The organism is Emergencia sp. 1XD21-10 (assembly GCF_009936045.1).
Taxonomy (GTDB): domain Bacteria; phylum Bacillota; class Clostridia; order Peptostreptococcales; family Anaerovoracaceae; genus Senimuribacter; species Senimuribacter intestinalis.
Genome location: NZ_QWEQ01000016.1, coordinates 22,910 through 44,981 on the forward strand (window position 1 = coordinate 22,910; position 22,072 = coordinate 44,981).

Here is a 22,072-nt window from a genome sequence, read left to right on the forward strand (position 1 = left end):
CATATGTCTGTGCCTTGTATACAAAAATAGAATTAAAACATGGCGTGAAGGAATCGTATCTAAAGTGCGGATTAGTGCGGATTTTCGGTAAAGCAGGCTGTACTGGAAACTTGCTCAAAGCGAAGTCAGCGCATAGCAGCGATAAAGCATGAAAGAGTTTTGAAATAATCTGAAATTTTGTTTGAAATTCTAACGAACTTGGAGTAAAATATAAGTATTTTAGGAGAAAGAAAAGTGTTTTGATAGAAGAAAGGCAGGTAGAGAAACATGATTTCAAAGAAAATGGTTCCTTTTGTAGAAGGAAGCTCTGTTGTAAGAGCTATGTTTGAAGAAGGAAAGCGAATGGCAGAAGAATTTGGTCCTGAAAATGTTTTTGATTTCAGCGTAGGTAACCCTAGCGTTCCAGCGCCAGAGGAAGTAAAAGAAGCAATCATAGATATCATCCAAAATGATGATCCGCTGTATGTACATGGCTATATGAGTAATGCAGGTTTTCCAGAAACCAGAGCTGCTGTAGCAGGCAATTTGAACCGGCGTTTCGGCACAAGCTTTACAGAAAATAATATCATTATGACTGTCGGAGCAGGGAGTGCTTTGAATATTTTGCTCAGAACGATGCTCAATGAGGGTGAAGAAGTAATCGTGTTTGCACCATATTTCCTTGAGTACGGCAACTATATTAAGACTTACGGCGGCGTAACTGTTGCAGTTTCTCCAAATCCTGAAGGCGGATTTATGCCAAAACTGGATGAATTTGAAGCCAAAATTACCCCTAAGACCAAGGCTGTTATCGTTAACAATCCGAACAATCCAACAGGTGCAGTATATCCGGAGGAAATTGTAAAGGGCATTGCTGATATTTTAAAGAAAAAGCAGGAAGAATATGGAACAGTAATTTACCTGCTTTCTGATGAGCCGTACAGAGAACTGGCATTTGGCGGTGTAGATGTACCGTATATGACAAAATACTACGATAATACTGTTGTGGCATATTCCTACAGTAAATCCCTGTCACTTCCAGGTGAACGTATCGGTTATGTTGTAATTCCTGACGAATCCGACGGTGCTGAAGAATTTATTCAGGCTGTAACTGTTGCTAACCGTCTGGGCGGTTTCACCAACGCGCCGTCTTTAATGCAGCTGGTTATCGCAAGGTGTGTTGACGCTCAGTGCGATGTTTCCTACTACGAAGAAAATGCAAAAGCGCTCTACGGCGGCCTGACTGCGCTGGGATTTGAATGCACCAAGCCGGAAGGTGCATTTTACCTGTGGATGAAGTCCCCTGTAAAGAACGAAAAGGAATTTGTAGCAGCGGCAAAGAAACATAATCTTCTGTTAGTGCCGGGAAGTTCTTTTGCAGGCCCAGGCTATGTGAGAATGGCATACTGCGTATCCCGCGAAAAGATTATGAATTCCCTGCCTAGATTTGCAGAGTTGGCAAAGGAATACAATTTAGATTAATTGTACATCGAGATAATAGAGAAAGGGACTGTCTCAAGCGTAGACAGTCTCTTTGCCGTAAAAGTAGTATTAGAGCGAAAAAGGATTCAGGTCAAATGCTGGGATTTGGTATGCGGCAGTTCATGCTGCGGAGAAACCGGCGCGCCATAATCTCAGGATTTTTTTGTATATCTGGCGTTCACTCCCTGGAAAACGCCATATTTTAAGCGTTTTTTTGTATACATGGCGCCAGCCACTCGCCAAACGCCATATTTGAATTCATTTTCTGAAAAACTGGCGCGCACCTGCTGCCTGATACCTACCTTTTTGATATTTTACTGTAGAGTGCCAAAGTTTTTCCGACTTTCTGTCTGCATTTCTTTCTGCAGCCGCCATTTTTTCTTAAAAAGCTTTTATATATGGCACTTTTTCGCAGGTCTGCGCCATGTATACAGAAATCAAGGTCAAATATGGCGCGCAAATCATCGACATATCCCCATTCTCTTTTTGTTAAGCTTACTCCCGTACACAAACCTAGGACTTACTGCTTCAAACGGGTGCGTGGAAATCTTGTTGTCCTCAGACAATAAAAAGACGCGCACAAGATTCACCGATACACGTCTTTTAATTATCCGTTAATCATTTAGTTTCGGAATGTGGAAACTGAAATTTCGGTTTCTGCTTCTCTTGCTTTTGCAGCCTTTTTCATAGGGCTTTCAATCGGGGTAAAGGTGCCGTCTTCGTTTGGTGTAAAGACATAGTGTTCTTTTAAGAAGATGATATCATCTCTGTAAACCGAGTCAAGCTCAGCAAGAACTGCTGCACGGCACACGATTTCGGCTCCAGCTTCCTTTGCCAAAGTTTCCAGTGCGTTCAGCGATTCCCCGGTAGCAATGACGTCGTCTATAATCGCAACTCTCTTGCCGCGAATCTTATCTACATCGCAACCGTCCATGTAAAGGGTCTGTTTTTTCTGGGTGGTGATGGAGTAAACATTGGCTTCCAGCACATTCTGCATATATGGTTTGTTGCTTTTCCTTGCTACGACAAAGTCCTTGTGACCTAGAATTCTGCTGAGCTCATAGGTTAGAATGATTCCTTTAGCTTCAGCAGTTAAAAGTACATCAAATTCCGGCAGTTTTTTTGCAAGTTCAGGCGCAACAGCCTGTACCAGCTCTGTATCAGAAACGATACAAAAGCTGGCAAGAGCCATGTCTTCTTTTATCTTTACAAAAGGAAGTTTTCTCTTTACTCCGCAAATCTCAAAATCAAAATAAGGTGGTTGATATCGCATAGCGTTTCCTTTCTGCTATAAGTTGTATTCTTTACAGAGACCTTTTATCGGTTTTCTGCATTAAAATTTATTATACAGGATTTTTTGCTGTAAATAAACCCCTTTCTATGATAAAAAATGTCGAAACTTACGATTTTGTAAGGGGATTGTAAGCGGCAGCTATGGAAAGGGAAACAGACGGATTATATAATGTAGGTACAAAGGGGGATTGATAAGGATGAGAAATCACAGCAAGCTGGCTTGCGGTGCGCTGACCGTCAATTTAATCAGCGGGATATTGGGGCTTTGCTATCTGATTGTATTAGGGGTAAATCAGTCAGAGACGACAGCGTTTCCGCTGCTGGGCATTCTGGCAGCAGTTATGGCAGTTTCCACCCTCGTAATGATACTTGCGCTGCCAAAGAAAAAATAGAGAGTAATAGAAAACAACCGGATTTGGCAGATTACCACCACCTTCGCCCGGTTGTTTTCTATTGGCTCTTATTTTACTTTCTCGTCCATCAGCAGAATGGCTGCTTTTTCAATGAGACAGCCTTGGGAGAAAGGGGAAAGCTTACGATATAGGTACAGCAGTTCTGATACATCGGAATTATGAGCATCGGAAAGGGCGACACTCCTTGCAAACTTTTCGTAGTTTTGTTCCATGAGAAGGTCGACAGGCACCTGATAAACCCGTGCCAGTCTTACAAGTAAATCTGTGCGCATATTTTTAGTTCCGCTTTCCAGTATTCCGTAAGTCGTACGAGAAATATGTAAAAGGGCGGCTACGTCTTCCTGTGTGTAGTCATAATAATCCCTGAGATACCTTAAATTATTCGCTATACACTGCTGCATTTTTTTGTCCATGTGGTATAGTCCTCCTATTAAATTCTAAAAAGTGTTACATAATAATAGAGTACGTCACAGGGCAAAAAAGTTTCAAGTTTTGACGTTTTTAGACAAAATTCCACATGTTTTTTTAAAAATACAATTACAATAGCAAAGCCCGCAGGGGATGTACCCAGCGGGCTTTGCAGCATTTACAGTAATTAAGGTGTTATTTCATGAATTTTTTCAAAAGCACCGGCGTAATAATGGTAGTAACGATAACTACCAATACGATTGGTGAGAATAAGTAGCCGCTGAGAAGTCCCATGTTGTAGCCTTTCTGTGCAACAATCAGTGCGACTTCACCTCTGGACACCATGCCGATACCAATATGGAAAGAATCGCTGGTGCTAAATTTGCAGATTCGTGCACCCAGTCCGCAGCCGAGAATCTTTGTCAGAACAGCTACAAGAAGGAGCAGCACAGAGAAAATCAACATGGATATTGTCATACCGGAAAGCTCTGTTTTGATTCCGATACTTGCGAAGAAGATCGGAGAGAAAAAGAGATAGCTTGGAACGGTAAGTTTTTTTGCAATATAGGATTTAATCTCAAAGGTAGACATTAAAAGCCCCAGCAGGTATGCACCAGTGATATCAGCGATTCCAAAATACTGTTCTGTAATAAATGCGACGAGCAGAATGAGCGCCATTACGTAGATGCAAACTCTGCGTTTGTCTTTTAAATCGTCAACTTTTGGTCTGGCAGTTTTAAGAATAACGGCAAGCACAGCCATGAGAACGATATATAGTGCGATTTTGATTAAAATGGAGATAATGCTTACCGACGGATCTTTCAGGCTGGATACGATGGTTAAAATGATGATACCGATGATATCGTCAAGCACTGCAGCACCCAGAATAGCACTACCAACAGGACCGTTCAGCTTACCCATTTCACGGAGTGCTTCTACTGTAATACTTACAGAAGTTGCAGTTAGAATGACACCCATGAATACGCACTTTAGGACTTCATTAAAGTCGGATGAATCTACATGAAAATAGAAATAGTAGCAGGCAGCGCCGCCGATGAGCGGCAGAATCACACCCATGGCTGCAATACACAGCATGGAAACGCTGTTTTTCTTGATTTCGTTAATATCTGTATCAAGACCTGCCATAAACATCAGTAAAATAACACCGATTTCGGCGGTTTCCGCAAGAAAATTGGTTTCTGTTACAACGCCAAGTACCGATGGTCCGAGGATAACACCGGCAACCAGCGCGCCCACAACCTGGGGCATGTTAACCTTTTCTGAAAGGCCGCCCAAAAACTTCGTTGACAAAATGATAATGGCAACGGCCAAAAGGAAGTAATAGCTAGTCATAATAAATACCTCAATCATTCTATAAAAATTTTCACTAGACTACTCTAACACCAACCAAGCGTTTTGTAAATGGAACTTTTTACTTAAAAGGCAAAAACTTAAGTTTCAAAAGAAAAATCCGGAAAAATTTTCAAAAAAACAGAAATAATATCTGAAAATTCTTTGACAAGTGGAAAAAGTTGTAGTAGAATATAGATGAAAATAATCTGAGAATCTCGGAATTAGTTTCTAAGATTATAGTTAATACTATGCGCCAGAAATATAAGCAAAGAAAAAACATTGGGCAAGTCCCAATGTTTTTTTGCAAAGAAACAGGTTTGCCTATGAAACTTATGAGAACAGAAAAGAGGTCCAAGATGAAATCGGTTTTGATTACGGGAGGCTCCAGGGGAATCGGCGCTGCTATGGTAAGAGCGTTTACGGAGAGCGGATATAAAGTTGCCTTCCTTTATAAAGAGAGAGGCGACAAGGCAAAGGAGGTTACCGAAGAGACAGGTGCTGTAGGCATTTGTTGCGATGTATCTGACAGTCAGCAGGTTTCCGAAGGTGTGCGGGCAGCCCGCATGTATCTGGAAGTGCCTTATTTCGATGTGCTGATATGTAATGCAGGAATTAGCATCACGGGGCTGTTCACAGATACAACGCAGAAGCAGTGGAAGGAGATTATGGATACCAACTTATACGGAACAATCTCAGTGACCAGCCAAATACTTCCAACCATGATAGAAAGGCAGCGGGGAAGTATCGTGATGGTTTCCTCTGTTTGGGGACAGACTGGTGGCTCCTGTGAAGTGGCGTATTCCACCACCAAGGCCGCAGTTATTGGATTTGCAAAGAGTCTTGCCAAGGAAGTCGCACCTTCTGGCGTTAGAGTCAACTGCATTGCGCCGGGGGTTATCGATACCGATATGAGTCGCATTTGCGGAGAGGATACCCTGCAGGCGCTGACAGAGGAAATCCCTATGGGAAAAATTGGTGACGCCGATGAGGTGGCAAAGGCGGCTGTGTTTTTAGCCTCAGAAGAAGCTTCCTATATAACAGGACAGGTTCTTGCTGTCAACGGGGGGTTTTACATCTGAAAAAGACTGTGATATACTATTGCCAGAAAGAGAAATGGAGGGGTTAGCCAGATTATGACGATCATTTCGGGAATTTTTAAAAGCATTGGAGAGTTTTTTGCAGGGATTCTGGAAACAATTCAGGAAGTTTTCGCATCTGACTACGGTTTTGAACTGATTTATACTGCTGTAGCCAGATGGGTTTTTATTGCCCTTGCGATTTTTATTTTAATGCGGGCGATTCGCTCACTTCTCAAGTCCAAAAATCCGTCGGAGGTTTGGGCTTATTTACATTTGAGTACGGGAGAAAATCTTCCCATTACCCATTGGGAAAATGTACTTGGAAGGGCGAAAAGCTGCGATATCAACATCGAAGACCCGCGGGTTTCCAGAAACCATGGGACACTGACCAGAGACCCTAAGGGGAACTGGACTTATCGTGATTTGGGATCCAAGAACGGAGCCTATGTCAACGAGCGACGCGTCAGAAAGGATCAGAGAGTCAAAGTTCGCCCCGGCGATGTCATCAGCGTGGGCATGACTCAGTGTACATTGTTTCCAATCAGCCTGGAGGAACGCCGCAATAATATAAAGATGAGAAAATCGGACACAGTGATTCCGCTGCCGTGGCCGTCCTTGTTTGCGCTGAGCATTTTTCAGGTAATGACAGTGATACAACTGAAGATAGCTTTGGGAGAAAACTATCTTCATTCTATTACGATGGCTTTTGCTGGAATCTGTATCCTTATGTGGGTTTATGTAATTCTGCTTCGATCCATGAAGCGAAAAGGTTTTGAAATGGAAACTATCGCCTTTTTCTTATCTACCTTGAGTCTTTCGGTGACCGCTGCGAAATTTCCAGAAGCGGCTTTTAAGCAATTTATTGCGGTTGCCATGGGGCTTGCTTTGTTTTTCTTTATGTGTGCTTACCTTAGGAATCTGACGAGAACGGAAGCCATTCAGAAGCTGATGTACATAGGTGCGGCGGGACTTCTTTTGTTTAATTTGGTCTTCGCTACTGATCGCTTTGGTGCTGCCAACTGGGTGGAAATTGGCGGATTTTCTTTCCAGCCGTCGGAGCTGATTAAGCTTGCATTCATCTGGGTGGGAGCGGCGTCCTTGGACAAGCTCTTTGAAAAAAAGAATTCTATTATATTTATGCTGTTTTCAGGCTTCTGCTTTTGCTGCCTGGCGCTGATGGGGGACTTTGGAACGGCGATTATATTCTTCGTCACTTTCCTGGTGATTTCTTTCCTTAGAAGTGGAGATTTTACCAAGCTGATTTTGCTGGTAGGCGTAGCTTTTGTTGGAGGTCTGATGGTGCTGAAGTTCAAAGCATATATAGCGGAGCGCTTTTCGGTATGGGGACATGCCTGGGAGTTTGCAGACGGGCTGGGTATGCAGCAGACAAGAACCATGTCGGCGGCGGCAAGCGGTGGTTTTGTCGGCGTTGGTGCCGGAAAAGGCTGGCTGTCCAGCGTTTTTGCTGCGGACACTGACCTTGTTTTCGGTATGTTGGTAGAAGAGTGGGGACTGATTATTGCAGTTCTTGCGGTGATTTCTATCATCACTCTTTCCCTTTTTGCGGTGCGCTCTATCTTGGCAGGCAGGTCCACCTATTACACCATTGCTGCTTGTGCGGCTACTTCCATGTTCCTGTTTCAGACGGTGCTCAATGTTTTCGGTGCGGTGGATTTACTGCCGATGACCGGTGTGACTTTCCCATTTGTTTCCAACGGAGGAACCAGTATGATTGGCTCCTGGGGTATGCTGGCCTTTCTTAAAGCGGCGGACACCAGGCAGAATGCCAGCATTGCAATCAGCCTGACGGACAAAGGTCTTAAGGCTGAGACGGAAGAGGAGGATATGATATGAAGAAATTAGAGCAGAGAGGCATCATTTGCCTTGCTCTTGCAGCAGCGCTGTTTTTGGGCATATGTATTTTCATATTTAAGTTTGTGACAGACGGCGGTGAATGGGCGACTTTCTACGCGAACCAGCACGTGTATTATGAGGGAAGGCTTGCAATTGGCAAGGTTTACGATGCAAACGATACCATCCTTGTAGAGAATACCAAAAATGGAATGAAATATAATGACGATGAACTGACACGCAGAGCGACCCTTCATGCCGTAGGGGATATGGATGGAAATATTGCAACTGCAGCGCAGAGTGCTTTTCGAGACAAAATCGTAGGCTACAGTCTTTTGACCGGAACCTACAGTATTACGGGAAACGGCAACGACCTGAAACTTTCCATCGACGCGGAAGTGTCAAAGGCTGCGTATAACGCTCTGAACGGAAGAAACGGCACCGTAGGTGTATATAATTATGAAACGGGGGAAATTATCTGTATGGTAAGTTCTCCGGGATTTGACCCTGCTAATCCGCCGGAAATTGCAGCGGATGATACGTCGGGCGTATATTTGAACAAGTTCCTGTCTTCCAATCTGATTCCGGGATCCATCTTTAAGTTGGTGACCTGCGCTGCTGCCATCGAAAATGTTAGCGGACTTGAGGACTGGAGCTATACCTGCGGTGGTGTCAGCTACATCAGAGACGAGGCTATCACCTGCACTCAGGCCCACGGGACGGTGGATTTTGAGGGGGCGCTGGCAAAATCCTGCAACTGCGCCTTTGCGGATTTGTCCCAGAGGATTGGCGGCACTGTCATGGCAAGTTATACGAAAAAACTGGGGCTTTTGGACTCCTACGATATTGACGGCATTCATAATGCGAAAGGCTCTTTTGAGTTTCCCAAAAACGATGATTTGAGTCTGGCGTGGGCGGGAATCGGGCAGTATAACGATGAACTGAATCCTTGCTCCATGCTGGTTTATATGAGCGCAATTGCAAGAGACGGGGTGGGCACGGTGCCTAGAATTCTTTATACAAACTTTCCGTCAGGCGAGGATACCGAACGCATGATTGACGAGTCCACGGCGGAAAAGCTGCGCTCCATGATGAAAAATAATGTCGTATCCAATTATGGCGAGAGCAATTTCCCTGGGCTTGATATTTACGCAAAATCGGGAACAGCAGAGATGTATGGAAGCGAGCCCAATGCCTGGTTTACAGGCTTTATAAAAAACGAAGGAAATCCTTATGCTTTTATTGTCTGCGTAGAAAACGGCGGCTATGGAAGCAGCGTGGCAGGACCTGTTGCAAATCAGGTGCTGCAGGCTGTTGTGAACAGAGATTAACCGCAAGTACGGCACGGAATTTCTGCAGGTATACTATTATAGTGTACCTGCTTTTTTGATTGGTTTGATTAGAGGCAGACACACGGCAAACGCATGAAACACATCATTAGTACTTTTAAGAGTTTTTTGCAAAAAAGGTACTAAAATATCCAAAACATTTTATCTATTATATGGAAAATAAGGAATGAACTTTTGGATAATGGAAGACTTATACGAAAATAGCCCCTTAGAAAACAAAAAAGAACGAAGAATTTCATTTCTATTTCGTTTAATTTGCACAAAACCTTTTAGCTAGTATAAAGTGACTCCTAATTTTTGATACCTTTTTTGCAAAAATACGGAACAGGTACTAAAATTTAATGTTCGCAACTTTTCATGCGTTTACCGTGATGCTGGAAGCATGGCGCATTGACAACCGCGTAATGCCTTGTTACAATTTGTTAAGAATATCGTAAGAAACGCCATGGGCGCTTTGTAATAATTCAGGACTATTCTATAGTTGTAAGCGAAAGGAGTTAAGGTTTGATGAATATTTTGGTATGCGACGATGATAAAGAAATCGCAGGGGCAATTGAGATTTATCTAAGGAACGAGGGGTATACGGTGTTTAAAGCCTTTGATGGGATAGAGGCTTTGAATTATGCCAGAAATCAGCAGCTTCATTTGATTATCATGGACGTAATGATGCCGAAGATGGATGGGGTGCAGGCAACCATGAAAATCAGAGAGGAAAAGAATATTCCGATTATCATGCTTTCGGCAAAGTCGGAGGACTACGACAAAATCACGGGGTTAAACGTCGGCGCTGACGATTATATCACCAAACCTTTTAATCCGCTTGAGCTGATTGCCAGAGTAAAATCTCAGCTGAGACGATATGTGGATCTTGGAAGTATGGAGAAAAAGAGCGGGGTTTACAAGACAGGGGGACTTGAAGTGGACGACGATGAAAAGGCGGTGCGCATAGATGGGGAGTATGTCACCGTGACGCCGACGGAGTTCGGCATCTTGAAACTTCTGACGGAGAATGCGGGAAAAGTGTTTTCCATGGAGCAGATTTATGAGAACGTTTGGAACGAACCTGCTTACAATCCGGAAAATACCGTTGCAGTCCACATCAGAAGAATCAGAGAAAAAATAGAAATTAATCCTAAAAATCCAAAGTACTTGAAGGTGGTGTGGGGAATTGGATACAAAATTGAAAAGCTATAGAACATTGACGTACAGCATCAGTTCTGTGATTGCGGTGATAGCCGCAGAAGCAGCTGTTTTAGTGGGCTGTATGCTGGCACTGGTTTACCATATTAAATATGGGCTGTATGGCAGGACAACAGGAGAAGATGGCGAGACAACTTGGCAGCATGTTGAAATTCGCGGCGGAGACGAGCATATATCGGCATTGTGGATGATTGAAATCGGCGTGGTAATCATAGCCCTTGCAGCAATTATCGTGTCCCTTGTTAAGGTAGGCAGAAAAGATGCGATGGGAAGTGTGGTACTGAACTGGTTTGACAAAATATTTACCGATGTGCAGATTGTGGTTGGTGCTCTTGCCTTTTGCGGCATCGCACTGATGAGCATGCCTCATGTTGATTGGCTCAGCGGCAGCGATTGGTATCAGGAATATGCGTTGGGGCTCTTAAACAAAGAGCAGATGGAGCAGTTCAGCAGTGATATTTACTTTTACAATTCAGAGTTTGAGCCGAGATGGCTGGAGTTGTTCTTCTGTATTGCTGGAAATCTCTTTCTGATGGGCGTATTTCTCATACTGCTGCAGTCCCTTGTTAAAAAACTGAAGACCAGGTCTTTCTGGCGGCATACCATTATCGGAAAGCTAGTCTGCTATATTGCAGATGCAATTGCTGCCAGCGATGAAGTGTTCTGGAAAGTCATGGTTACGGCCATCGTGGCAGTGCTGCTTTCCGCGACATGGCTGGGAATGATACCGGTATTGATTTTCATCTTTATCTTTATTCCTAAATGGGTGAAGAAGTACTGCGAAGTTAAAGAAGGAGTCAATCAGATTAAGCGGGGCAATTTAGATTATAAAATCCCTGTGACGGATGGAGGAGAACTTGATCGTCTTGCTATGAGTGTTAACGAAATTTCAGAAGCCATGAATATCGCCGTGATGGATAAGCTGAAGAATCAGAGAATGAAAATTGACTTGATTTCAAACGTTTCTCACGATTTGCGCACGCCGCTGACTTCCATGGTGTCCTATGTGGATTTACTCAAGACGGAAGGACTGGACAGTGAAAATGCACCGATGTATCTGGAGATTATCGATGAGAAGACAAGAAGGCTACGGAAACTCACAGAAGATTTATTTGAGGCAGCAAAGGCTTCCAGCGGCAATATTCCTGTGGAAATTGCGAAGATTGAAATGACTTCGATTGTCAATCAGGCAATGGCTGAGATGGAAGAACGGCTGTCCGAAAACAATCTTGACGTGATTTTTACCAATAAAGCGGATTCCATCTACGTGATGGCGGACGGTCAGCTTCTGTGGAGAGTCATCGAAAATCTTTTGACTAATGCGAGCAAATATGCACTGCCGGGTAGCCGAGTATATATTGATATTCTGGAAGAGAATAATATGATTTATTTGGACGTTAAGAACATGTCCAAGGAACAGCTGAACATCAGTGCTGACGAGCTGATGGAGCGGTTTAAGCGGGGCGATGAGTCCAGAAATACGGAAGGAAGCGGGCTGGGCCTTGCGATTGCAAAAGATTTGACCAGCCTGATGAACGGAAAATTTGAACTTACTATCGACGGTGACCTGTTCAAAGCCAGGGTGGTTCTTGAAAAAGCGATGTAAGGGAAAATTTCTTCACAATTTAATCACTATACTAATTGGACCAAATGTTATATAATTAGTGTAGTGATTTTTTTGATGGAGACGATTGAATGAAACAATTTTATGCGGCGGATTTGAAAGGACAATCCGAAATTACAGATTTTTTTATGGTAAAGAGTGCCAACATCAAGGTTGGTGCTAACAAGAAACAGTACTTTGATGTAGTGCTGGGCGACAAGAGCGGCGAGGTAAACGGCAAGAAATGGGAGATTTTGGATGATGAACTGGAACTCTTATCCGGCATGAAGGAGGGGGATCTGATTAAGGTCAGAGCGCAGGTTACCGAGTGGCAGGGGCAGAGTCAGCTTAGAATCAGCAGAATCAGAGCTGCCAACTCAGAGGATGCCCTTGAGATTTCTGAATATGTTAAGGCTGCGCCAGAGGACTCAGAAGAGATGTACAGCTACATTTACTCTGTGGCAGAATCTATGGAGGATAAAGATTTACGTGCTCTTTGCACCAAGGTGCTTTCAGAAAACAAAGAGAGACTTCTGTACTATCCGGCAGCGTCCAAGAATCATCACGCAGAGTACGGCGGTCTTTTGTATCACATAAAGAGAATGCTGATGACAGGGCTTCGCGTCTGCGAGGTCTATACCAATTTGAATAGAGATTTAGTGGCAACTGGTGTAATCCTTCATGATATTGAAAAACTCAATGAGATTCTGTCCAATGAGTACGGGGTGTCACCGGGATATTCCTTTGAGGGACAGATGTTAGGACATATCGTGCAGGGTGTAAAGTTTTTGGATCGAACCTGTCGAGATCTCGGCTTCAGCGAAGAGAAAACACTGATGCTGGAACATATGATTTTAGCCCACCACTACGAACCGGAGTTTGGAAGTCCAAAGAAACCCCTGTTTCCGGAGGCGGAGGTGCTGCACTATTTAGATATTTTAGATGCCAGAATGTTTGATATGGAGGATGCGCTTAGAGGCGTTGCGCCGGGTGAGTTTTCCGATAGAATCTGGACACTGGATAACCGTAGAATTTATAAACCCACAGAAGATGGAGGAACACAGAAGTGATTAAATTCGACAAAGATGTGCTGAGGACACTGAAGACACTGGAAAAAGAGGGCTTTGAAACCTACGCAGCGGGGGAATGTGTTCGCGGTCAAATCATGGGCGAAAAGGTGTACGACTGGGATTTGCTGACAAAGGCGACTCTTACTGATTTGCAGAGAGTTTTTCCGGACTGTCAGGTGCTGGACGAAGGGAAACAGTCAATACGGCTGGATTTTACCTATGAAGTGCCGGCAAAGGATGAAGACGAACCTGTTGTCATCGACGGCTGTATTGTTGATGTCAGAAACTTTGAGGGGACCATTGAAGAGGCGCTGAAAGAGATGGTGTTTACGGTTAACGCTATTGCGGATAATCCGGAAAGAACTTTGGTCGACCCATATGGCGGCAGGGATGATATTCGAGCCAGGCTGATTCGGACGGTGGAATCCTGCGAGGAGGTTTTTGAGAAAGAACCGATTCATATGCTGGAGTCTGTAAGAATTGCGGCGGAACTGGATTTTGACCTGCACAAAAGCATCTTTGAAGCAATAGGTAATCACTGGCGAGTTTTGCTTGCACAGACAGACAGCGGCGATGTAGCGTCCGTGCGTGAGGAATTTGAAAATCTTCTGATATCGGATCATGCGGGAAAAGGTCTGAAAATGCTGACTGGAACTGGCCTGATGGCAGTAATTTTAGGTGAAGATGTGGCAGGCAGGATGTCCATGTCTGACACCAATGCTTTTAAGACTGTATGCGGTAATATCGATAAAACCAAGCCGGTGAGAACCAGAAGGCTGGGACTTGTCTATACTGCGATTACCAAGAAGCGGGCGCTGGCTGCCATTGAGAGATTGCAGTTTGATAAGAAGACGGAGGAACACTTGAAAGATGGTGTGGAACGTATTATTGATATTAACTTTCTCAACACTGACATGGAATTCAAAAAGTTCCTGTTTAAATATGGAAATGAACGTTACAATTATCTGCACAATCTATCTAAGGCTATGCGCATTGTTTACGACCAGCCGAGCCTGAAAATTGAATCCAGAAACTACATGATGAAGAAGATCATTTCCGGCAACGAACCGGTATTCGTAGAGGATTTGGTCATTGATGCCAATGACATTATGGAGGCGGGTATTACCGATTCCGCAGAAAAAGCGGCGGAGCTTTTAGAGCAGGTAGCTGCTCTGGTACATAAGAATCCTGCAAATAATCATAGAGACGTGCTGTTGAAATATGCAAAGAAATACTCGAAGAATAAACTGGCGGCAAAGACCAGATACGTTAAGTGGGTAAAATAATGGAAGAAAAGCAAGGGATTATCACCGAAATTATTTTTCATAATGAGGACAACGGATATACCATTGCCATCATGGAGACTGACGATGAATACTTTACTGTGGTCGGCAGTCTTCCTTCTTGTGCGCCGGGCTTCCGGTACAAGCTTCGGGGAACCTTTAAGGTGCATCCCACTTATGGGGAGCAGTTTGCTTTTTCTGAGTTTGAAGAGGTGCTGCCGACTGGAATCGCAGGTATTGAAGGTTTTCTTGCTTCCGGGGTTATCAGAGGAATCGGTCCAAAGATGGCGTCTGCTATTGTGGCAAAGTTCGGCGAGGATACTTTTGAAATTATGGAGAGGGAGCCGCACAGATTGACCCTTGTCAGCGGAATCGGACCGAAAAAAGCCGAAGCAATCGCTGAGGCATTTGCAGCCCACAGGGAATTTGCGGAGGTGTCCATGTTTTTTCAGGAATATGGTGTTTCTGCAGAGTACGCCCTGAAACTCTACAAAGTTTACGGTGCCGACGCCGTGGAACTGATTAGCGAAAATCCTTACAGGCTGGTGGAAGAGGTGTACGGAATTGGCTTTCACAAAGCGGATAATATCGCTGCAAAGATGGGTATTGAACCGGAAAGCCCTTTCAGAATCAGGAGCGGAATTAAGTACGGACTTAGCTATTTTGCGGGAGAAGGAAACACTTATATGCCGCAGGAAGAGCTTTGTGAAAGGGTTGGACAGCTTCTTGACGTGTCCAGACAGTTGGTTTATGAGAATATGGTGGATATGGCTTTTGAAGGGGAGATTCAGCTGGATACACTGAAAGGGCAGACCGTAGTATATCTGTACGTCTATTATTTGGCGGAACAGAAGATTTGTCGAAATTTGGCAGCTATTGAAAATGCGGGGCTTAAGTCTCTTTCTGTGGACATCGACAGTATGATTTCCATGACTCAGAGACAGACGGGAATTGAGCTTTCCGCTCAGCAAGTCAGTGCAGTCAAAAGTTCCTTGACCAGCGGAATTTCAGTCATTACAGGTGGTCCCGGCACAGGAAAGACCACTATTATCAATACCCTGATCAATATCTTTGAGCAAAGTCAGTTTAAAGTGGCAATCGCTGCGCCGACTGGCAGGGCGGCAAAAAGAATTACGGAAACCAGCGGGCACTATGCTTCTACGGTGCACCGTCTTTTGGAATACTATTACTCCTCGGAAGAGGACACTATGCGCTTTGGGAAAACTAGTGAAGACCCGTTGAAATACGATGTGGTAATTGTGGACGAGGCTTCCATGATTGATCTGCTTTTAATGCAGGGGCTAACTGAAGCGATTAAACCGGGTACTCGTCTAATTATGGTAGGCGACTACGATCAGCTGCCTTCTGTGGGCGCGGGCAACGTGCTTAGGGATATCATAGAAAGCGAGTACGTCCATACCGTAAAGCTAAAAGAGATTTTTCGTCAGGCGCAGGAAAGTATGATTGTAGTAAACGCCCATCGAATCAACGAGGGTGAATATCCTTTTGTCAACAGCAAGGACAAGGATTTCTTCTTTATGGAGCGGGCTTCGGAAAAGCAGATTGTGGATCTATTGGTGCAGCTGATTACAAAGCGTCTTTCAGCTTATTATGAAGGCATTGTGCCGGTGCGGGATATTCAGCTTTTGACGCCGGTTCGAAAAGGCGCGCTTGGCTGTATCGCGTTGAATAAAGTGCTGCAGGAGGCTTTGAATCCGCCGCGGGAAGATTTGACAGAAAAGAAGTTCGGCGATAAACTTTTCCGCGAAAACGACAAAGTTATGCAGATTCGTAACAACTACGAAATCGGTTGGAAGAAGAGGCGAGACTTTTCAGAGGGGCAAGGCGTCTTTAACGGCGATGTGGGTTTCATAGAAAAAATCAACAAAGAATACAATCAGATGACAGTCATCTTTGATGAGGACAAGTATGTGACCTACGAATTTTCTCAGCTTGATGAACTGGAACTTGCTTACGCCATTACGGTACACAAAAGTCAGGGCAGTGAATTTCCAATCGTAGTTATGCCTATCTCTTGGTTTCCGCCGATGTTGGCGACTAGAAATCTTTTGTACACGGCGGTGACTCGAGGCAAGCAGGTAGTCGTGCTGGTAGGCGGGGAACAGAAGATGAATGCCATGATTGACAACAACCGAATTAAAATGCGCTATTCCGGGCTTCGGTACAGATTAGAAGAGTTGCTGGAGGTGGGCATAGGTTGAAAAATGCAGCAACAGGCGCTGCCCGCGCAATGATCTCAAAAGGACTGGATTTGCTGTATCCACCGGCACTTTACTGTATCTGCTGTGGCAATATCATTGATGAAAGCAGAACTTACCATTTATGTGACCACTGCATGGCGCATATCAGATGGGATGGGCAGCCACCGCAAAAAGTTAAGTTTGCAGGCGGTGATGGCATAGCTGGTGTTGCTGGCGGATCGGTTCCATTTTTGTCTTTGCGCTGCACCCAGTATGGTCTTTATGAACGCAGGCTCATTTTCTCCCTAAAATATAACGGGAAAAAGTACATTGCACGGGATTTGGCGCAGATGATGGCGGATCGGCTGAATCTGGCACGCCTTGTCTTTGATATGATTGTGCCGGTTCCTATGTTTTTCGAAAAGGAGCGGCAGAGGGGCTTTAATCATGCGGCGCTTATGGGGCAGCACCTGGGGAGGCTGCTGGGAAAGCCTTGCCTGAAAGATGCTCTTTTGCGAACTGGAAATACCCGGCCTATGCGAGGCTTAAGTCCTACGGAGCGGCAATTAAATGTAAAAGGAAAGTTTGCATATAACCAAAAATATGGTACACTGTTAAAGGAAAAGAAAATTCTGCTGCTTGATGATTTTTATACGACCGGAAGTACGGCGAATGCCTGCTACGAGGCACTGCTTTCCGCACAGCCTGAAATCGTGTATTTTTTAGCATTTGCAGCAAAATAAAAAATAAGAAGAGACGGCGTTGCAGTTGTCTGGGTCTGTGGTTGAAAATCCAAGCCAGTTACGGGCAAAGGGATCCACGTAAGCTGATCCGCAAGGCGGCAGTGATCATGGCGTAGCTTAGATGTAAGTCCTCGGGAAAATCCCGGTCAAGGCGAGTGTGGGGGCAAAGACCAGGTCAGCCAGACAACTGCAATGCCGTTTTTCTATGCTTTTCGCCCGAAGGGCGGAAAGTATAGCGAAGCGTAGAAAAAGGGACAGCGAAGTGAACGAAGAGAACGGAGGAGAGAGCAAAGTGAACGTTGCCGTTTTTCTATGCTTTTCGCCCGAAGGGCGGAAAGTATAGCGAAGCGTAGAAAAAGGGACAGCGAAGTGAACGAAGAGAACGGAGGAGAGAGCAAAGCGAACGTTGCCGTTTTTCTATGCTTTTCGCCCAAAGGGTGGAAAGCATAGCGAAGCGTAGAAAAAGGGACAGCGGCGGCAGCTGCATAGGTAGCCTCATCGACATAGGAATAATTTCAGGAAAAAAGTCGGACTTGGCACAAAAAAGATATATGATTTTTCAGAAAAGTATGTTATAATGGTTTTAAAGAAAATCACCTTTGCTTTCGGCGTTTCTGCTGAAAGGCCGGACTCAGAGGAGTGGCTAAGGAGGTCATCACATGAAGGTAAACATCACAGGTAAGAATTTTAACACTTACAAGCATTTACAGGACACACTGGAGAGGAAATTTGATAAGCTTGGGAAATATTTCTCCGATGACATTACTGTAAAAGTGGTATTATCTCAGGAGAGAGGCAAGGACAAGATAGAGGCAACTATCAACGCCAAAGGGGCAGTATTCAGAAGCGAAGACGTTTCGGATGATATCTATGAGGCAATTGATAAGGTTGTAGATAAGCTGTCCAGCCAGATGGCAAGATTTAAAGGCAAGCTGCAGAAGCGTTATAACGACAACAAATCCGTAAGATTTGAGAGTCTGCCAGAACTTCCGGAAGAAGTGGAAGAAGTAAAGGTTGTGAAAACCAAGAAGTTTGAGCTCTCGCCGATGTCAGTGGAGGAAGCAATTTTGGAGATGGAAATGCTGCAGCATAATTTCTTCGTCTTCCTTGATATGGAAACAGACAGCGTCAATGTGGTCTACATCAGAAAAGATGGAAACTATGGTGTGCTGGAGACAACTTACTAATAAAGGAAATGTTTTAGGACTGTCCGTTTGGGCGGTCCTTTTTGAATAGAAAACTTTGTTAAGATTTCATGAGTTTACCATGGTTTTTGTGCCAATTCCCTTGAATTTTTTAGTTAGATACGGTAGAATTATATAAGCTATATATAAGGGGAAGGCATATGGAAAATTTTTTCAACAACATCATTTCCAGTATTGGAATTAACGATATTTTGGACATTCTCATCGTGGCCTTTATCGTCTACAAAGTCATTAGTTTTATCAGAGATACCAGAGCGCAGCAGCTGGTGAAAGGACTGCTTGTATTAATTGCCGCTTTTTTCCTTTCAGATGTGCTGGACTTGTATGCGCTTAATTGGATTTTAAGGGGGACACTGACCATGGGTATTATTGCTCTGGTTGTAGTATTTCAGCCTGAATTGCGCAGGGGCCTTGAGTATGTAGGCAGAAGTAAGATTGTGAAAGCGCCATTCGGTCAGTTGGACAAAGAAAAGGCAAAGGATATTACCGACGAATTCGTCAAGGCAGTGAACTCTTTTTCTGCGACAAAGACTGGTGCGCTCATTATTTTGGAAAGAGAAACAGCTCTTGTAGATATCGCTGAGACCGGAACTGAAGTCAATGCGGATATTTCTGCACAGCTTTTGGGCAATATATTCTATGAGGGTGCGCCGCTCCATGATGGAGCTGTCATTATCCGTGCAGACAGGATTTATGCTGCAGGATGTGTTCTGCCTTTGACAGAAAATAAAAATTTAAATAAAAGTCTGGGAACCAGACATAGAGCTGGTATTGGAATTACCGAACATTCTGATGCGATTTCCATCATTGTGAGTGAGGAAACGGGCGTTATTTCTATGGCAGTGGATGGAAAGCTGACGAGATTTTTAGATACTAAGACTGTTGAAAAAACTCTTTTAAATTTATATTTAAACAAGGAAGGAGATCGCGGCGACAAGCTGAAAAAGATTATAGGCAAACTGGGGAGGAAGAAAGATGCTAGATAACAAAAAGTTCAATATCGTCCTCTCTGTGCTCATAGCGATTGGAATTTGGGCATATGTTATTGGGGAAACCAACCCGACCGACACCAAGACTTACAGGGATGTCCCAATTCAGTTTCTGGGGGAAGAATCGCTGGATGAAAACGAGCTGGCAATTTTAGACATCAGCGCTGAGACTTTGAACGTGACGGTGACGGGCACAAGAGCCAACGTAAGCAGACTGCGCCCTGGTGATATTACTGCTTCTGTCAGCTTAGAGGAGGCAGCGAAAGGTGAGAATCAGTTACGGGTCAATATCAGAGTGCCGGATAATGTGGAAATTGAAGATAAAAGTTTAAATAAAGTCACTGTTACAGTTGAAAACAAAGTCTCAAAGGAAATTGACATTCTGCCGCAGTATGAGGGAGTTTTCAGTACGGATCAGGAACCGATTACAGTAGAATTGAGCCGCAGCAAGGTTACGGTAACTGGTGCACAGTCACTGGTAGAACAGGTAGATCATGCTAGTGCCTTGGTAAAAGAAGGAGAAGTAACAGATAGGTTGAAGACCATTGCCTGCAAATTGGAACCTGTAGATAAAAGAGGCGAAATGATAGAGAGAGTCAAACTTTCTGCAGGGTCTGTACAGGTGACAGCGGAGCTTGGAATGGCGAAGACCGTACCGCTAAAGGTGCCAGTTGTGGATCTATCCGACGGCACATTGGAAAAATCCGTTTCTGCTCCGAAGACTATTACGATCAAGGGAAAAAGCAGCGTCCTTGAATCCATTGAATTTGTTACTGCTGAGGCTATTGATTTGACCGATGTTACAGAGGATACTACGGTGAAGATTGTGCCAGTACTTCCTGCAGATGTACAGGTTTCCGGAAGGTCAGCAGAATCTATGATTGCAGAGATTAAGGTGGAAGCCCTTAGCACTAGGACTTTTACTTTTAACAGCGATGAAATTGATATGCAGAATTTGGCAGCGGATTTACAGGCGGAAATCTCGGGAATTGATCGTCTGGTTGTTGTTCTGACAGGTAAAGAGGAACAACTTGCAGCTATAGAAAAGGAAGATATTATACTGCAAGTGGAACTGAAGGATAAACAAGAAGGTAGTCATCAGGTGAGTCTGGAAGTCGTGTGTCAAAAAGATTGTACTAAAATTGAAGTGATTCCGAAAAAAGTACACGTTGAAATTGAGCAAAAGGAATAGAGGCTATTTATGGGAAGATTATTTGGAACAGACGGTGTCAGAGGCATCGCCAATTCAGAACTGACGCCGGAGCTGGCGTTTAATTTGGGAAAAGCAGGCGCTCATGTTCTGCGCAAAGAAAGCAAAAGACCAGTTATTGTAATCGGTAAAGATACAAGAATTTCCGGTGATATGCTGGAAAATGCTTTGACTGCTGGTATTTTGGCAGTCGGCGGAAATGTGATTAAAGTTGGCGTAATTCCTACGCCGGCAGTTGCATATCTGGTAAAATATTATCATGCGGACGCTGGGATTGTCATCTCTGCTTCACATAACCCTTTTGAATATAACGGAATTAAATTTTTTAACAGCGAGGGTTTTAAACTGGACGATTCCATAGAAGAAAAAATAGAAGATATTATTATCAGAGGAATCGACACTAATAGCCATAAAACTGGTGATGAGTTGGGAAGATGTCTGGATGCAGATGATGATGCGGCGGAGCTTTATTGCAAGTTTCTTCTGTCAACCATCGATATCAGACTGGAAGGCATGAAAGTGGTGTTGGATTGTGCCAATGGTGCAGCATTTAAAACAGCACCAGCAGTTTATCGTGCCCTGGGTGCAGAGGTAATTACTATCGGGTGCGAGCCTGACGGTCTTAACATCAACGATAAAATTGGCTCAACTCATCCTGAAAAATTGCAGCAGGCAGTGGTATCAGAGCATGCTGATATTGGTCTTGCTTATGATGGAGATGCAGACAGACTTATCGTTGTAGACGAAAAGGGTATGGTCATTGACGGAGACAAGACCATCTGCATTTGTGCTAAAATGCTAAAGGAAGCAGGGCAGCTTGCTGAGAATAAGGTCACTGCAACGGTAATGAGCAATATCGGCTTCCATAAATATATCAAGGATGTTGTGGGTGCAGAGGTAGAAGTGACTGGTGTAGGTGATAGATACGTGCTGGAATCTATGCAGGAAACTGGTTGCATTCTGGGTGGAGAACAGTCTGGTCATATTATTTTCCTGAATTACACCACGACGGGGGATGGAACCCTTTCCTCTCTTCAGTTTGTGAAGGCGGTAGCCTCGTCAGGAAAAAAGCCTTCGGAGCTTTCCGCTGAGATTGAAATTTTCCCACAGGTTCTTGAAAATGCGAGGGTAAGCAATGAAAATAAAAAAGCCTATCTAACCGATAAAGAGGTGCAGCAGGCTATTTCTGCTATTGAAAAAGAGATGGAAGGAAGTGGTCGAGTTCTCATCAGACCATCCGGCACAGAACCGCTGGTTCGCGTGATGATTGAGGGCAGTGATATAGAGAGGATTCATCAGCTGGCAACAGAACTGGCAGATTTAATTAGCAGGAAATTCAGTTAGAAAAAAGGAATTGAGAG

Annotated in this window: 18 protein-coding genes; 15 read left to right on the forward strand and 3 right to left on the reverse strand. The window is 44.1% G+C overall.

Annotated features, from left to right (window positions below; genetic code table 11):
• The first annotated feature begins 267 nt into the window (after positions 1 to 267).
• A complete protein-coding gene (locus D1151_RS10900) occupies positions 268 to 1,461 on the forward strand; it encodes a pyridoxal phosphate-dependent aminotransferase (RefSeq protein ID WP_160203179.1) in 1,194 nt (397 codons plus the stop codon).
• A 622-nt stretch (positions 1,462 to 2,083) separates the two neighbouring features.
• Here D1151_RS10900 and D1151_RS10905 read toward each other — a convergent pair.
• Positions 2,084 to 2,734 (reverse strand): phosphoribosyltransferase family protein, encoded by a 651-nt coding sequence (locus D1151_RS10905; protein WP_161908926.1) that lies wholly within the window; start codon positions 2,732 to 2,734, stop codon positions 2,084 to 2,086.
• A 217-nt stretch (positions 2,735 to 2,951) separates the two neighbouring features.
• On the opposite strand from D1151_RS10905, the gene D1151_RS10910 reads away from it, so the two are divergent.
• Positions 2,952 to 3,146, forward strand: coding sequence for a hypothetical protein (locus D1151_RS10910; RefSeq protein ID WP_160203001.1), 195 nt, complete (start codon positions 2,952 to 2,954; stop codon positions 3,144 to 3,146).
• Between the two features lie 68 nt (positions 3,147 to 3,214).
• On the opposite strand, the gene D1151_RS10915 is transcribed toward D1151_RS10910, so the two are convergent.
• Positions 3,215 to 3,580, reverse strand: coding sequence for a helix-turn-helix transcriptional regulator (locus D1151_RS10915; RefSeq protein WP_160203002.1), 366 nt, complete (start codon positions 3,578 to 3,580; stop codon positions 3,215 to 3,217).
• Between the two features lie 190 nt (positions 3,581 to 3,770).
• A complete protein-coding gene (locus D1151_RS10920; protein ID WP_160203011.1) occupies positions 3,771 to 4,928 on the reverse strand; it encodes a cation:proton antiporter in 1,158 nt (385 codons plus the stop codon).
• A gap of 323 nt (positions 4,929 to 5,251) precedes the next feature.
• On the opposite strand from D1151_RS10920, the gene fabG reads away from it, so the two are divergent.
• The 13 genes from fabG to glmM all read left to right on the forward strand — a co-directional run bounded on the left by fabG (position 5,252) and on the right by glmM (position 22,055).
• Positions 5,252 to 6,007 carry a 3-oxoacyl-ACP reductase FabG gene (gene fabG, locus D1151_RS10925; protein WP_243151207.1) on the forward strand — a complete coding sequence of 252 codons (756 nt, stop codon included), beginning with the start codon at positions 5,252 to 5,254 and terminating at the stop codon, positions 6,005 to 6,007.
• A gap of 54 nt (positions 6,008 to 6,061) precedes the next feature.
• Positions 6,062 to 7,861, forward strand: coding sequence for an FtsW/RodA/SpoVE family cell cycle protein (locus D1151_RS10930; RefSeq protein ID WP_161908927.1), 1,800 nt, complete (start codon positions 6,062 to 6,064; stop codon positions 7,859 to 7,861).
• Positions 7,858 to 9,189, forward strand: a complete 1,332-nt coding sequence (locus D1151_RS10935) for a penicillin-binding transpeptidase domain-containing protein (protein ID WP_161908928.1) — start codon at positions 7,858 to 7,860, stop codon at positions 9,187 to 9,189. The genes D1151_RS10930 and D1151_RS10935 overlap by 4 nt, the downstream gene beginning before the upstream one ends.
• 522 nt (positions 9,190 to 9,711) lie before the next feature.
• Positions 9,712 to 10,401, forward strand: coding sequence for a response regulator transcription factor (locus tag D1151_RS10940; protein ID WP_334296744.1), 690 nt, complete (start codon positions 9,712 to 9,714; stop codon positions 10,399 to 10,401).
• Positions 10,376 to 12,013, forward strand: a complete 1,638-nt coding sequence (locus D1151_RS10945; protein ID WP_161908929.1) for a HAMP domain-containing sensor histidine kinase — start codon at positions 10,376 to 10,378, stop codon at positions 12,011 to 12,013. The genes D1151_RS10940 and D1151_RS10945 overlap by 26 nt, the downstream gene beginning before the upstream one ends.
• Before the next feature lie 89 nt (positions 12,014 to 12,102).
• On the forward strand, positions 12,103 to 13,080 hold the full coding sequence (locus D1151_RS10950; RefSeq protein WP_161908930.1) for a 3'-5' exoribonuclease YhaM family protein: 978 nt from the start codon (positions 12,103 to 12,105) through the stop codon (positions 13,078 to 13,080).
• A complete protein-coding gene (locus tag D1151_RS10955) occupies positions 13,077 to 14,366 on the forward strand; it encodes a CCA tRNA nucleotidyltransferase (RefSeq protein WP_161908931.1) in 1,290 nt (429 codons plus the stop codon). Before D1151_RS10950 ends, D1151_RS10955 begins: the two co-directional genes overlap by 4 nt.
• Positions 14,366 to 16,585, forward strand: coding sequence for an ATP-dependent RecD-like DNA helicase (locus D1151_RS10960; protein ID WP_161908932.1), 2,220 nt, complete (start codon positions 14,366 to 14,368; stop codon positions 16,583 to 16,585). The genes D1151_RS10955 and D1151_RS10960 overlap by 1 nt, the downstream gene beginning before the upstream one ends.
• The gene (locus D1151_RS10965) at positions 16,582 to 17,307 is read left to right on the forward strand and encodes a ComF family protein (RefSeq protein ID WP_161908933.1); all 726 of its coding nucleotides are present in this window, start codon (positions 16,582 to 16,584) and stop codon (positions 17,305 to 17,307) included. Before D1151_RS10960 ends, D1151_RS10965 begins: the two co-directional genes overlap by 4 nt.
• Positions 17,308 to 17,966: 659 nt before the next feature.
• Complete coding sequence (gene raiA, locus D1151_RS10970; protein ID WP_160202413.1) at positions 17,967 to 18,494, forward strand: ribosome-associated translation inhibitor RaiA; 528 nt, start codon at positions 17,967 to 17,969, stop codon at positions 18,492 to 18,494.
• A 158-nt stretch (positions 18,495 to 18,652) separates the two neighbouring features.
• Complete coding sequence (cdaA, locus tag D1151_RS10975; protein WP_160202414.1) at positions 18,653 to 19,498, forward strand: diadenylate cyclase CdaA; 846 nt, start codon at positions 18,653 to 18,655, stop codon at positions 19,496 to 19,498.
• Positions 19,488 to 20,693 (forward strand): YbbR-like domain-containing protein, encoded by a 1,206-nt coding sequence (locus tag D1151_RS10980; RefSeq protein ID WP_161908934.1) that lies wholly within the window; start codon positions 19,488 to 19,490, stop codon positions 20,691 to 20,693. Before cdaA ends, D1151_RS10980 begins: the two co-directional genes overlap by 11 nt.
• Positions 20,694 to 20,702: 9 nt before the next feature.
• On the forward strand, positions 20,703 to 22,055 hold the full coding sequence (gene glmM, locus D1151_RS10985; protein WP_161908935.1) for a phosphoglucosamine mutase: 1,353 nt from the start codon (positions 20,703 to 20,705) through the stop codon (positions 22,053 to 22,055).
• Positions 22,056 to 22,072 lie beyond the last annotated feature (17 nt).